The following is a 14,052-nucleotide window of genomic DNA, read 5'->3' as shown; positions in this document are numbered from 1 at the left end:
CGGCTAAATTGTGGAATGGCGGACCGCAGCTCCGTCAGAAAACCGCAATGAGGGGCGTCATGTATGCATCCGATCTAACAAACCCGTGAGATTTCGTGAGGTTACATTTCCGTAAGGTACGGAATCTCCCATTGCCTGTGCACATGCAAAAAAGGATACTTGCTCTGGAAATTGGAATGCGCGCCACCCGGAGACCTGAATGCGGATTTGGAAACAGCTTCTGCTGAGTATCGTGATCCTGGCCGGAGCCTTGTGTCTATGGGTATTCATGGTCCCGAGCGCCGGTGAGACCCTTGCGAGGATGGGTGTCCCGGGGCAGGTGGTGGCTGCGATCCGTCCCGAACAGGCGAAACCCGCGGCGCAGGGCGCAGGCGGCGGTAATGCTGCAGCGCAGCAGCCGGGCCGGAGCGGCCAGGGTGCCGGCGGACAGCGCGGCCAGGGCGGCGGCAACCGCCCGACCATGGTGGTCGCCGAGCCGGTTTCGACCGGCACCGTCAACGATCGCCTGTCGGCGATCGGCAGCGGCGAGGCGATCCAGTCCGTCATCGTCATGCCGCAGGCCTCCGGTACGATCCATGAGATCATGGTCGCGTCCGGCCAGAAGGTCGTGAAGGGCCAGGTGCTTGCCCGCCTCGACGACGACGAACAGACGATCGAGCGCGATAAGGCAGAGGTGGCGCTCAGGAGCGCCCAGGAGAAATCCGTCTCCTACAAGAACCTGCAGTCGGTCTCCCGCCTCGACGTGTTCGATGCGCAGATCGCCGAAGAGGCGGCGAAGCTTGCCCTTTCCACTGCTGAACTCAATCTGAAGCGTCGCGATATCGCAGCGCCGATCGACGGGATTGCGGGCATCGTCGCGGTCAATATCGGCGACAACGTCACGACGCAGACCAATATCGTCACCATCGACGACCGGTCGGCGATCCTCGTCGATTTCTGGGCGCCCGAGCGTTTCGCCATCGCCATCGAGCCGAACCAGCCGGTCGAGGCGAGCTCGATCGCCAGACCGGGCCGGATCTTTTCCGGCAAAGTGGAAGCAATCGACAACCGCGTCGATCCTGCAAGCCGCACGATGCGCATCCGCGCCCGCGTCGAAAATCCGGGCGACGTGCTGCGTGCCGGCATGTCCTTCAGCGTCAGCATGCGTTTTGCAGGCGAGACCTATCCGGCCGTCGATCCGCTGGCCATCCAGTGGGACGGTGAAGGCTCCTACGTCTGGCAGATCAAGGACGGCAAGTCGGTCAAGACCCGGGTGCGCGTCGTGCAGCGCAATCCCGATGCGGTTCTCGTGGAAGCTCAGCTCAACGAAGGTGACATGGTCGTGACGGAAGGCCTGCAGCGCGTGAGGGAAGGGGCGCCCGTGCGCATCTTCGGCACGCCGGAAACGGCCGAGGTGGCGCGCCAATGAAGATCGAAATCCCGAGCTTTGGTCACGACAGGCAAGCGCATTCAGGCGACGGCAAATCCAGCCAGACGTTTACGGCGCTCTTTGTGAGGCGGCCGATCCTGGCTGCGGTCCTCAATACGCTGCTCGTCGTCGCGGGCCTTGCGGCGCTCGCGGGCGTCGAAGTGCGCGAACTGCCGGATGTCGACCGGCCGATCATCACCGTGCAGACCAATTATGACGGCGCCTCGCCGCAGACCATGGACCAGGAGGTCACCCAGGTCATCGAGGGGGCCGTCGCCCGTGTCAGCGGCCTCAAGGCGCTTTCCTCGCAGTCGCAGTTCGGTTCGAGCCGGGTGACGATGGAGTTTAACGATTCCGTCGATCTTTCGGACGCGGCGAACGACGCGCGCGATGCGGTCGGTCGCATCGCGAACCAGCTCCCGGACGACGCCGACGAACCGCGCATCGTCAAGGCGGATGCCGATTCGGATGCGATCATGCGTCTGGCGGTCACCTCGTCCAAGCTGTCGATGGAGGATCTGACCCAGTTGGTTGACAACGAGATCGTCGACCGGCTGGCTGCGGTCGAAGGCGTTGCCGACGTCCAGCTTTACGGCGATCAGGACAAGGTATTCCGCGTGGACGTGAACCAGGCGGCGCTCGCCGGGCGCGGGCTGACCGTTGCGGATGTCTCCGAGGCTCTGGAAAGCGCGGCGCTCGACGTGCCGGCAGGTTCCCTCAAGAGCACGACGCAGGACATCGTGGTACGCACCACGGCCAGTCTCACGACGCCCAAGGATTTTGAAAACGTGCTGATTGCGCCGAACATCCGGGTTTCGGATGTGGCGACCGTTTCGCTCGGTCCGGACGACGGCTCCACGGTGCTGCGGTCGAACGGCGTGCAAGGCATCGGCCTCGGCATCATCCGCCAGGCGCAGTCGAATACGCTCAATATTTCCGACGGCGTGAAGAGCGCCGTGGCGGAACTGCAGAAGACGCTGCCGGAAGGGACGCGCATCGCGATCACCAGCGACGACGCGCTCTTCATCGAAGGTGCGCTGCACGAAGTGGAGATCGCGCTCATCCTGTCGGCGACGGTGGTCGTGGCGGTGATCTATCTCTTCCTGCGCGACTGGCGTGCGACGCTCATCCCGGCGCTGACGATGCCGGTGGCGCTGATCGGCACGCTGGTTGCGATCTATCTCGTCGGTTTCTCGATCAACATCCTGACGCTGCTGGCGATCGTCCTTGCGACAGGTCTCGTCGTCGACGACGCGATCGTGGTGCTGGAGAATATCGTCCGGCGACGAATGGAAGGCATGGGACCGCGGGCTGCCGCCGTGCTCGGCACGCAGGAAGTGTTCTTCGCGGTCATTGCGACGACCGCGACGCTTGCAGCCGTCTTCATTCCGCTGTCCTTCCTTCCCGGTCAGATCGGCGGACTGTTCAAGGAATTCGGCTTCGTGCTTGCCTTCTCGGTCGCGTTGTCCTCGGTCACGGCTCTCACCCTTTGCCCGATGCTGGCGTCGCGCATGCTCACAAGGCCGATGAAGGAGGAGCACGGCCTGCTTGGCGTGTTCGGCAGTGCGTTTGCCCGCGTCTATGCCTCCGCCCTTCGTTTTTGCCTGAATGCGCCGCTGGTCGTCATTCTTGTCTCGGCGATCTTTGCATTTGCCGCCTATCACGTCTTCGGCCAGGTCAAGAGCGAGCTGACACCGCGCGAGGACCGCGCTTCGATCATGCTGCGGCTGACCGCGCCGCAGGGCGTGAGCCTGGATTTCACCCGCGACCAGATGCAGCGTGTCGAGGAGAACCTGAAGCCGCTGCTGGACGCAGGCGAGATCGCCAATATTTTTTCGATCTCCGGCTTCAACAACAACAAGAACAGCGGTTTCATGGTGCTGACGCTTGCCCCCTGGGACGAGCGCGCCCGGACCCAGGACCAGATCGCCGCCGATGTGAATGCTGCGGCGCTCCGCGTCCCGGCGCTGCGCGGTTTCACGATGCAGTCGAACAGCCTCAAGATCCGCGGTGCCGGCAACGGCCTGCAGATGGCGCTGGTCGGCAATGACTATGATCTGCTCACCTCGACTGCGCTGAAACTGGTGTCGCAGATGGAGCAGAGCCCCCTGTTCGACACGCCGCGCCTCACCAACGAGCCGACCCAGGCGCAGCTTTCCGTCGCGATAGACCGTGAACGTGCCTCCGACCTCGGCATCGACATCACCGGACTGTCGACGGCCATGCAATCGCTCCTGGAAGGGCGGTCCGTGGTCGATGTCTTCGTCAACGGCGATGCGCTGCCGGTCAAGCTCACCTCCACCACCCGGCCGCTCGATGATCCGACCGATCTTGAAAATCTTTTCCTGAAAACCGGTGACGGCAAGATCGTGCCCATGTCGACCATAGCGTCCCTGAAGGAGGGGGCCGTGGCGCCGCAGCTGAACCGGGAGCAGCAGCTTGCCTCGGTGTCGATCTCTTCCGGCCTGCGTGACGGCGTTGCGCTCGGCGATGCGGTCAAGGAGATGACCGCGCTCGCCCAGCCGCTCCTGCCGTCGGGCGTCCGGCTGATGCCGATGGCGGAAGCCAAGACGCTCGGCGAGAATTCGAACGCCATGCTGCTCACCTTCGGTTTTGCGATCGCCATCATCTTCCTGGTGCTCGCCGCCCAGTTCGAAAGCGTGCTGTCGTCGCTGATCATCATGGCGACGGTTCCGCTCGGGCTTGCCTGCGCCGCGATCGCCTTGGTGCTGACGGGATCCAGTCTCAATGTCTACAGCCAGATCGGCCTCGTGCTGCTTGTCGGGGTGATGGCCAAGAACGGCATCCTGATCGTGGAGTTTGCAAATCAGCTGCGGGACCGCGGCGCGAATGTCCGCGATGCGATCGAAACGGCCTGCGCCCTTCGGCTGCGCCCGGTGATGATGACGATGATTGCGACGATCATCGGCGGCGTTCCGCTGGTGCTTGCGAGGGGCGCCGGCGCCGAAGCGCGTATCGCGCTCGGCTGGGTCATCGTCGGCGGCCTCGGCTTTGCCGTGCTCATCACGCTGTTCATCACGCCGGTCGCCTATCTTCTGATCGCCCGCTTCGCCAAGCCGCACATGCATGAGGAGGAGCGGTTCCACCAGGAACTCGCGCATGCCGCGCGCCGCAAGGATGATGAGGCCGGAGACGAGAAGAAGGACGAGCCGTTGCTGGCGGCCGAGTGAGGAGCGATCCTTTCACTCCCGAGCCAGCAAGCCATCCAGTTGAGCCGCCAGTTCCCCACCTGCATTCCTGTCCTCCGTCACCTTCCGGTAAAGCCCGGCCATTCCCCTGAAGATGAGGGAGGCGGGGTCGTCTTCACCGAGGAAGGCGGCGATCTCCTCCATTTCCGCCACCCAGCGATAGGCCTTGGGATACATGTCGGGAATGCCGAGCGAGAGTTTCCGGTTGAGATCGGGCGCGCTGTCTGCGAGTTCGCCCTTCAGACTCTGGTCCGCGCCGGAGCGGATGGCGGCGAGCATCATCGCCGTACCGAGGCCGATGACGCCCTTGTTGATGCCTCCGTAACACATTTTCAGCGCCGAAGCGGCGCCGAGCGGTCCGTCGATACGGCGTATGTCGAGCCCGCGTCCGGCGAGAATTCCGCTCCTGTTTCCGGCATCGCCGCTCACATAGAGTTTCGTGCCGTCATAACCCGGTTTCGGCGGCATTCCGATGATCGAGCCGTCCAGCACCTCTGCATGCTGCGGATCGAAGCGCTTCGCGACTTCGCCCATTGTCTTCGGGGAAATGGCGTTGCAGTCCATGAATGTGATCCGCTTCCCGTGCCCTGCGGCCACCGCTGCCAGTTTCTCGGCGACGGAGACGGCTTCGGCCGGCGGCACGATCGAGAGGATGATGTCCGCCGCGACCATTTCCTCGAGGCTGGCGGGCCGCATGCCGGCGGCTTCCGCCCGTTCCCGGGTCGCAGGCGAACGGCCTTCGAGATAGGTCAGCACTGTTGCGCCGCCTTCGACCAGCCTCCGGCCGATCCCTGCTCCCATCGCACCGGCGCCAAAGATCGCGATCACTGCCATTGCCATAGCTCCCGGAGAATGAAGGACGATGGATCCGGTTTAGAGCATTTCTCCACAATCCGGTAGCAGAAACCCCGGCAGTAGTTCCGGACCCATTGCGGGTGTCAGCCCTCTTGTGCCGCTCTCGCCAGGCCGTGTTCCACCAGCCGGTCGATGATTTCCGGATAGCTGATCCCGCTTGCCTCCATCGCCTTCGAATACATGCTGATGTCGGTGAAGCCCGGAATGGTGTTCACCTCGTTGACGAGGAAACGCATGTCCTCCATCAGGAAGAAATCGACGCGCGCCATGCCGTCGCAGCCGAGTGCGCGGAAGGCGCGGGCCGCCATCTCGCGGATACTGCTCTCGACCTCCGGAGGAAGCTCAGCCGGCACCTTCAGCGCCGCGCCATTCTCGTCGATATACTTGGCGTTATAGCTGTAGAAGCCATGGCTTTCGGCGGGCACGATCTCGCCGGGACGGGAGACGAAGAGGCCGCCTTTGGTATCTTCCAGCACACTGCATTCGATCTCGCGCCCGGCGATGAACTCTTCGGCGAGCAGCTTGCGGTCATGCCCCAACGCCTCGGCAAGCGCCGGCGCGAATTCCTGGCTGCCCGAAACCTTGCTGACGCCGACCGACGAGCCCTGCCGGGCGGGCTTGATGAAGAGCGGAAGGCCGAGCCGGGCTTCGAGTGCGTCCAGGGCGGGTGGTTCGTCCCGATCGATCGTCACCGAGCGGGCGACCGGCACTCCGGCCGCCTTCAGGAGCTGCTTGGCGATGTCCTTGTCGAGTGCTGCCGCCGAGCCGAGGATGCCGCAGCCGGCGAGCGGCACCCGCGCCACCTCCGAAAGCCCCTGGACCGCGCCGTCCTCGCCGTGCAGGCCGTGCAGGACCGGAAAGACAATGTCGATCCTGTCGCCCTCGGCGGCCTTTCCGTCGGGCCCGATCGTCAGGATGCGGCCATGTCCGCCGGGCACGAGGCAGATTTCGACACCGGTCGAAGGCCTGTCGAGCTCGCCGCCCTCGAAGCGGCTTTTCAGCCATCGCCCATTACGGGTGACGAAGACAGGCAGCGCGTCGTATTTCTGCGGATCGAGCGCCCGCATCACGTTGGTGGCCGACATGATCGAAACGTCGTGCTCGCTGGAACGGCCACCGAAGAGCACGGCGATGCGCAGTTTTGACGCGGGCGAATTCATGGGATCTCCTGAAGGATTGGGCGTGCGTCGATAGAGTTGTCGCTTGAAAGTGGCGCATTGTGGGTGGAAATTTGTTTAACTTGGCGGTTCCACTTTATCCTTGGCGCGTAAGCCGCGTGGGAGCGGGGTTTTTTGGAGGCAGGAGCCTGCAGAGCACTGAGCTTGAGTTAAGGCGTTCATGTCAATGGATGACGGATTGGAGCCATTGAAGCTCTTCCGCTGTTGGCCCAAAGCGGACAAGCCAACATCTGTCTGCTATGGAAGTTTGGTTCAGGACATGGCGAGGCGGTGGATGCAAGTTCAGATCAGCTTGGCACAACATGATGATGTAGCACCTTGGCTTCGGCTGGCTGAGGAAGTGGTGCCGTTGTTCGGTCCCATGCCCAGTTTCGATGATGTTCTTATCCGGAAGATCGCGCGGCGGCAGGCCTACTGCGCAAGAACCGATGCTGGAGATGGCTGCTTTTTGGGGGGCGTTATCATAGGCGGTAGCGGTAGGGAGTATGCCATCCGCTGGCTCGCGGTCTCTTCCAACTTTCGGCGGCTCGGCATTGGTAAGAGACTTGTCGAGGCTGCCATTTCAACCACACCTCCCGAGTCTACTGTTCATGTGGATACCTTCGTCGCAGGTCGTCCGGGAGCGGGTGCCGCCAGGCAGCTGTATGAGAGCTGCGGCTTCATTCCCGGTGACATCTGGAGAGAGGGTGAAGTAGTCCGCCAACGGTATGTGCGTCGGCCCTATAGTGTCCTGCATTGACGACCGCTCATGTCGCGATCCTGCCGAGGCGGCTTCCGTCCTTAACGGTCTTTCGGGTGCTGTGCGCATTTATCGGAAAAGTAGTTTGTGGATATGGCAAGCTTGCCCCCCGTGCTGCTGAACTGGACCGCGACACCCAGACCCTCCACCTCTGCGAAGCGTGCATCGATGCTTGATATCGGTGTCGATCCGGCCATGAACGACACGACCTGAAGTGTCGGCTTACCTCGTTCCATCTGCAGGTTAGAGACAATCTGCGCAAAGTCATCCAGATCACCCGGTGAACTCTGAGTTACGCTCGCTACGGTATCATTGCAAACATGAACGCCTATATTCTGGTTCTTTACGATCCATGAGTCTGGTAATTCAGGTGAAATGGCGACGAGTTGCCAGCCTCGGGAGGCCGCATGCCGCTTGGCTTCATCAAGTGAACTGCCGAGCCGAAAGCCACCGGGGAAATTGATCCGTTCTGCTGCCGCCGGACTTAAATTACACATCAGCATCACAGCCACGATGATTTTGAGTATTACCGGTCGCAAATAGATGTATCGGTGCGTCATGCGGCGAGCATAATCATTTCAAACGAGCAATCCAATGCCCGCAATTGGCGCAAAGCTGTCATCCGATATGCTCCTCTGGCGTGGTGGGCATTTGTACCCTAGTTCCGCATTTCTCCGGGGCAGGGAGGGAAGCGATGTGTCGAAAATTCCACACGAGGGGTGTGTAAGGTGGGGACGACTTGGCCTCTATCCTGAAAAATCCGGCATCCGGCTTTTCAGCTAAGATGCTGATTTTTCTTCCTCACCCGCAAGGAAAGAGGTCGGCTGCGCGCTTTTTTCATCCCCGCCCTCACGCCTTGTGCCTACAATCCTGCCGTCCCGCATCGGATACGCTGGCAGGCGTGCCAGTGAGGCGGGGCCGGCGCCGGGTGTCAGGAAACGACGTAAGTCCTTGCATTCGGGGTTCGCGGAAAATGGTCTCCCTCCGGCGACGTGGGGGCGGATGAGACGCTGTCGGGCCGACGTCTCGTTTCGCTTCCTTGCATTAGGCGCCGGGCGTGCCTGTGAGGCATTGGAGGGTGACGGGACAGCGCCATGCGGCGTCCGGGGGTTTTCCTTGAAAGCCCGGCCGCGCGGCGCAGGTGGAAGACGTGCCTGGGGTAGTCATGGCCTGCGGCATTGTAAGTACAAGGGCGTGCATGACGCCTTCCTTTCAAGGAGGGACACGCCACCGTTCCCACAAACCCCGTCATCGCAGAGGGACCGGAGTCGCGGGCATAAACCGCCGAACGGGGCGCTGAGAGGTGTCACCTAAAAACTAACTTAAGAGGCAGCTTTCAGCGCGCCGTCCGACTTTGAAAACCCGCCATCACCAAGGGAGGATTCTGTCTTCCCGATCCGCACCGTTATTTCTGGACAAAGCCCGACCCGTCGCCTAACCAATCCCCGATACGACGAGGAGAATGGTCATGGCAGTCAGGGACGTGAAGGCGGGCTTTCGCAACGAGGAAGGCATCGGCACGGTTCTCGGCATCCTGAAACAATCCTTCGGCGAACGGTTCCAGACCGGCCAGTCCTTTCGCGAGCAGCATGCGCATACGACCACCTATCTGCCGGCCCAGCTTCCGGATGGCGTCGTCTTCGTCGAGAGCGCCGAGGATGTGAAGACGGTGGTGAAGACCTGCGCCGCCCATCGCGTGCCGGTCATTCCCTTCGGGGTCGGGTCGTCGCTGGAAGGTCAGGTCAACGCGCCGTCCGGCGGGATTTCGATCGATTTCAGCCGCATGAACAGGGTGCTTCGCGTCAGCCCCGCCGATCTCGACGTGACGGTGGAGCCCGGCATCACCCGCGAGGAGCTGAACCGGGAACTGCGCGATACCGGCCTGTTCTTCCCGATCGATCCGGGTGCGAACGCGACGATCGGCGGCATGGTGGCGACCCGCGCGTCAGGCACCAATGCGGTGCGCTACGGCACGATGAAGGACAATGTCCTGTCGCTCACGGTCGTCGCCGCCGATGGCGAGGAAATCCGCACCGCGCGGCGGGCCAGGAAATCGTCCGCGGGCTATGATCTGACCCGGCTGTTCGTCGGCTCGGAAGGCACGCTCGGCGTCATCACGTCCATCACGCTTCGCCTGCAGGGCATTCCGGAAAAGATCGGCGGCGGGGTCTGCGCCTTCCCGAGCGTTGCGGCCGCCTGCGACGCGGTCATCATGACGATCCAGATGGGCATCCCGGTCGCCCGCATCGAGCTGCTCGACGAGGTGCAGATGCGCGCCTGCAATGCCTATTCGAAGCTCTCCTATCCGGAAAAGCCGACGCTCTTCTTGGAATTCCACGGCACCGAGGAGACGGTGGCGCTGCAGTCGGCGCAGTTTTCCGAAATCGCCACGGAATGTGGCGGCGACGAGTTCCGCTGGACGGCGAACGCGGAGGAGCGCGCAAAGCTCTGGAATGCGCGGCACAATGCCTATTGGGCGAGCCGGGCGCTGGCGCCGGAGCTCGACGGCCTCTCAACCGACGTCTGCGTGCCGATCTCGCGGCTTGCCGAATGCGTGGCCGAGACTCAGGCGGATATCGTCGCCGAGGGTCTGCTTGCGCCGATCGTCGGTCATGCGGGCGACGGCAATTTCCACGTGCTTGTGCTTTTCGACGGCAAGGACCCCACCTCCGTCGAGAAGGTCGAGGGTTTCATCGAGCGCCTCAACCGCCGGGCGCTTGCCATGGATGGCACCTGCACCGGCGAACACGGCATCGGGCAGGGCAAGATGGCCTTTCTCGAAGAAGAGCTGGGCGGTGCGGTCGACCTGATGCGCTCCATCAAGAAGAGCCTCGATCCCGACAATATCTTCAATCCCGGCAAGATCTTCCGTGCTGGCAAATGAACTCTTCCCGCAAGCTTGACTTGTCTGCCCACCCGATAAGACTAGTCTCATAGCGAGATCGGAGAAGCCGCGTTGTTTGGACGTATCCTGTTGGCCTTGAGCGGATTGGTGGTGGTGGCGCTGTTCACGGCACTGCTTGCACCGTTTTTTGTCGACTGGTCGAGCTTTCGCGTCGGTTTCGAGGAACAGGCAAGCCGCATCCTTGGAAAAAAAGTTTCCGTCCACGGGGCGGTCGACGCGCGTATACTGCCATTTCCATCCGTCACCCTGCACGATGTTCGGGTCGGCATGGATACGGATGGTCAGCCGCTGGTGCAGGTGGCGCGCTTTTCCATGGACATGGAGCTTGCGCCCTTCCTCTCCGGCGAAGCGCGCATCTTCGATATGCGCATCGAGGAACCGAGGGCGCGCATCCGGCTCCTGAAGGACGGTACGCTTGACTGGATGCGCGGCAGCCAGGCGGCGATCCCCACCCGCGTCGTCGTGATCGAGGACGTGCATGTCACCGGCGGCGAGATCGACCTCGTCGATGAACAGTCCGGCCGGTCACGGCGGATTACCGGCCTCTCGGGCGATTTTTCCGCCGCGTCTCTCCGCGGGCCCTGGCGGGGAGAGGGCGATGCGATCCTCGACGGATATGCGGCGAGGTTCAACCTTTCAAGCGGCGCGGCCGACACCGATGCCAGGCGGCTGCCGCTGCGGTTGAGGCTCTGGCCGGATGCCCAGCCGGTCGAGGTCAATCTCGACGGGGAACTTTCGCTGGCCGACGGCAAGCCGAACTATAACGGCAATTTCACCCTCGACCTGCTGCAGGAGGAAGACGACACCGAGCCGGTCGAAGCGCCGCCACCCGGACCGCGGGTGAAGGGCGGTTTCGAGCTGACCAACGAGCGCATCCGCATTCCGCAATACCGGGTGGAGATCGGCGCGACCGATAACCCTTATGTCGTGACGGGCGAGGCAACGCTCGATACCGGCGAAAAGCCGGAATTCCTGCTGACCGCCGAAGGCCAGCAGATCGACGTGAACCGCCTGGGCGAGGGGGGGCGGGCCAAGACCGGCCGCGATCCGGCTATTTCGGCGCAGCGACGCATCAACAATTTCATCCGCATGGCCGCCTCCATCCCCATTCCGCAGGTGCCCGGCCGGGCGAGCCTCCGGCTGCCGGCTATCGTCGCCAACGACACGACGATCCGCGACATCAAGCTCGACATCCGTCCTGCCGGACGGGGCTGGGCGGTCGATAACGTGGTGGCGACCCTGCCGGGCCGCACGCAGCTCGAAGCTAAGGGCAGCCTCCTCCTGCGCGACCGGGTTTCCTTCGTCGGCGACATGCTGGTCGCCTCCAACCAACCATCCGGCCTTGCCGACTGGTTGTCCGGGCGGGTGGCGCCCGAAATCCGCCAGCTCCGGTCGGCGGGTTTTTCCGCAAGGGTCAATCTGACGCCCGAGATGCAGCGTTTTGACAACCTCGAGCTTGCGATCGGTGCGGCGACGCTCAAGGGGCGGCTGGAGCGCCAGTCGCCGCAGGCTCAGGCACCCAACCTTTCTGTGAGCCTTGCCGGCAACGAGATCGACATCGACGCCATGCGGGCGCTCGCTTCCCTGCTGACCGGCGACGATGCGGGCCAGGACGTGCTCGACCACCATATCGCGGCAACGCTTCGGGCGGATCGCTTCACGGCGTTCGGCGTTGCGGCCGACAAGGTCGATACGGCTTTCACCATGGCCGGCGGCGTGTTCTCGCTCGAACGGCTGGTGGTCGGCAACATCGAGGGCGCGACGATTTCTGCCGTCGGTAAGGTGGAAGGCTCGCTGCTTTCCTATGCCGGCAGCGGGACCTTGAACTTCCGCTCGGATGATCCGGCGGCATTTCTAACCATGCTGCGCGACCGGCTGCCACCGCATCCGGCTTTGCAGCGGCTGGCGCGCAATGCCTCCTGGTTCGCGAATGCGGATCTTTCCGCCGACCTGAAGGTCGGGGGAAATGTCGCCGGAGTGGAGATCGCCCTCAAGGGAAAATCGAACGGCAGCGAGGTGAATGCCGATCTGATGCTCCCGGGCCTGTTCGACCTGACGGGCAGCGATGACATGATGCTGAACGTGTCGCTCGATAACCCCGACTCGCGGATTCTTCTGGGGCAGGCAGGCCTCGATCCTCTGCCTTTCGACGGAGACGGCGCGGGCCGGCTCGCCCTCAACCTTCGGCAGATTTCGGCAGACCGGGCGGACGCGGACCTGTCGTTCAGGACCGGCAGGACGACCTTCGAGATGAGGGGGGACCTAAATATCCACAACGAGGGTTTCGGCGAAGGCGCCGGTCACGTGACGCTGAAAAGCGATGATCTGGAACCCTATCTTTTGATGAACGGCATCGGATTGCCGCAATTCGGAACCGGCCTGCCGGTCATGCTCGAAGCCGATGTCAGCATGACGCCGGACGCGCTGCAGGTCGCCGGTCTTCGAGGCACGTCGGCGGGCAACGATTTCACAGGCGATATCGCCATTGACCGGAAAGCGCCGGGCATGCCGGCGACCGGGTCGCTCGACATCGATACCCTGGATCTTGCCTGGCTTGGGGAGGCGGTCTTCGGTCCGGTCAGCGATCCTCGGAATGGCGCCTTTTCCTCAAAGCCGCTGAGCCGGCCGATCTTCGGTGACCTGGATGCTGCGCTCGATCTCAGGGCGAAAGCGTTCCGCACGGATGGCTTCGGCAGCATCACCGACTTCTCGGCCAGAATTACCCATCGCGCAGGCGGTGTCATCATCGAGAACGGCGTCGGAAACTGGCAGGGCGGCAAACTGGCCGGTCGCATGATGATGTCGAACGGCGACGGTAACGGGCTTCTGCAAGTGCAGCTTGCAGCCGAAAATACCGATCTTGCGCTGCTCGTCTGGAAGGCCGGAGGTAAACCGGTTGCCAGTGGTCAGCTCGATTTCGACATTTCCGCCGAATCGACCGGCAAGACCGTCGCCGAATTGCTCGATGCCGTCAGCGGCTCGGCCGAGTTGCGGCTCAAGGGACTGGGGGTCGCGGGGATCAATCCCGACGCGCTCAAACCCTTGATGGCGGCGGCGGACAAACTCGGCGGCGAGGTGACGGAGGAGAAGATCCGGCCGCTTGTCGCCGGTCTGGTGCATCAGGGCCGAGCTGAGATCGGCGATCTGACGATTCCCGTCACGATCACGGCGGGTGAGGCGCGGGCGCAGAATATCTCTGCTGCGGTTGGTACGACGAAACTTTCCGGCGAGGGACGCTTCGATCTTCTGGAGGACGGCATGACCGCTGATCTCGCCGTCACCTACGATGCCGGCGAGGAAGGGCTTGCCGGCGGCGATCCGACCGTCCGGCTCGACTATTCGGGTGACCTTGCCAAGCCCACGCAACACATCGATGTTGGGGCGATGACCAATTTCCTGTCGCAGCGGGCCTTCGAGCAGGAGCGGCGGCGGGTCGAGGCGCTGCAGGCGAGCGTGCTGGAAAAACAGCGCCTGCGCCGCGAGGTGGCGCTTTACAATTTCCAGGCGGCCGAGCGGCAGGCGGCACGCGAGAAGGCAGAAGCGGAGGAGAAGGCACGCCGCGAAGCCGAAGAAGCCGAGCGTCAGCGTCAGGCTCAGGCCGCTGCTGCCGCAGCCCGTGCCGCCGAAGAAGAACGCCAGCGGCAGATCGGCCAGCCGCAGCTCATCGTGCCCCCGACCGACAATATCCTCCGGCAGGAGCCACCGGTCATCCCGCCGGCGGACGTGCCTGGCCTTCCGGGTGTCCAGCGCTGAACCCG

At 63.1% G+C, this 14,052-nt stretch carries 7 protein-coding genes; 4 read left to right on the top strand and 3 right to left on the bottom strand.

All coding sequences use genetic code 11. From position 1 onward, the window contains the following. Positions 1-199 precede the first annotated feature (199 nt). Both JL39_RS06140 and JL39_RS06135 read left to right on the top strand, forming a co-directional pair. The gene (locus JL39_RS06140; protein ID WP_037147430.1) at positions 200-1,408 is read left to right on the top strand and encodes an efflux RND transporter periplasmic adaptor subunit; all 1,209 of its coding nucleotides are present in this window, start codon (positions 200-202) and stop codon (positions 1,406-1,408) included. Beyond that, a complete protein-coding gene (locus JL39_RS06135) occupies positions 1,405-4,599 on the top strand; it encodes an efflux RND transporter permease subunit (RefSeq protein WP_037147428.1) in 3,195 nt (1,064 codons plus the stop codon). Before JL39_RS06140 ends, JL39_RS06135 begins: the two co-directional genes overlap by 4 nt. Positions 4,600-4,611: 12 nt before the next feature. Here the strand turns inward: JL39_RS06135 and JL39_RS06130 are convergent, their stop codons facing one another. From JL39_RS06130 to JL39_RS06115, 3 genes are all read right to left on the bottom strand, one after another. Continuing rightward, positions 4,612-5,451 (bottom strand): NAD(P)-dependent oxidoreductase, encoded by an 840-nt coding sequence (locus tag JL39_RS06130; RefSeq protein ID WP_037147426.1) that lies wholly within the window; start codon positions 5,449-5,451, stop codon positions 4,612-4,614. Between the two features lie 104 nt (positions 5,452-5,555). After that, on the bottom strand, positions 5,556-6,632 hold the full coding sequence (locus JL39_RS06125; protein WP_037147425.1) for a D-alanine--D-alanine ligase family protein: 1,077 nt from the start codon (positions 6,630-6,632) through the stop codon (positions 5,556-5,558). 798 nt (positions 6,633-7,430) lie between these two features. After that, positions 7,431-7,949 (bottom strand): hypothetical protein, encoded by a 519-nt coding sequence (locus tag JL39_RS06115; protein WP_052182698.1) that lies wholly within the window; start codon positions 7,947-7,949, stop codon positions 7,431-7,433. Positions 7,950-8,857: 908 nt separating this feature from the next. Here JL39_RS06115 and JL39_RS06110 point away from each other — a divergent pair. Together JL39_RS06110 and JL39_RS06105 are read left to right on the top strand one after the other, a co-directional pair. After that, the gene (locus JL39_RS06110; RefSeq protein WP_037147423.1) at positions 8,858-10,273 is read left to right on the top strand and encodes an FAD-linked oxidase C-terminal domain-containing protein; all 1,416 of its coding nucleotides are present in this window, start codon (positions 8,858-8,860) and stop codon (positions 10,271-10,273) included. Between the two features lie 72 nt (positions 10,274-10,345). Next, on the top strand, positions 10,346-14,047 hold the full coding sequence (locus tag JL39_RS06105) for an AsmA family protein (protein ID WP_037147420.1): 3,702 nt from the start codon (positions 10,346-10,348) through the stop codon (positions 14,045-14,047). Positions 14,048-14,052 lie beyond the last annotated feature (5 nt).

The organism is Rhizobium sp. YS-1r, assembly GCF_000757525.1.
Lineage (GTDB): Bacteria > Pseudomonadota > Alphaproteobacteria > Rhizobiales > Rhizobiaceae > Neorhizobium > Neorhizobium petrolearium.
Note: the sequence above shows the minus strand (reverse complement) of the source record. Positions and strands in the feature narration are given on the sequence as shown.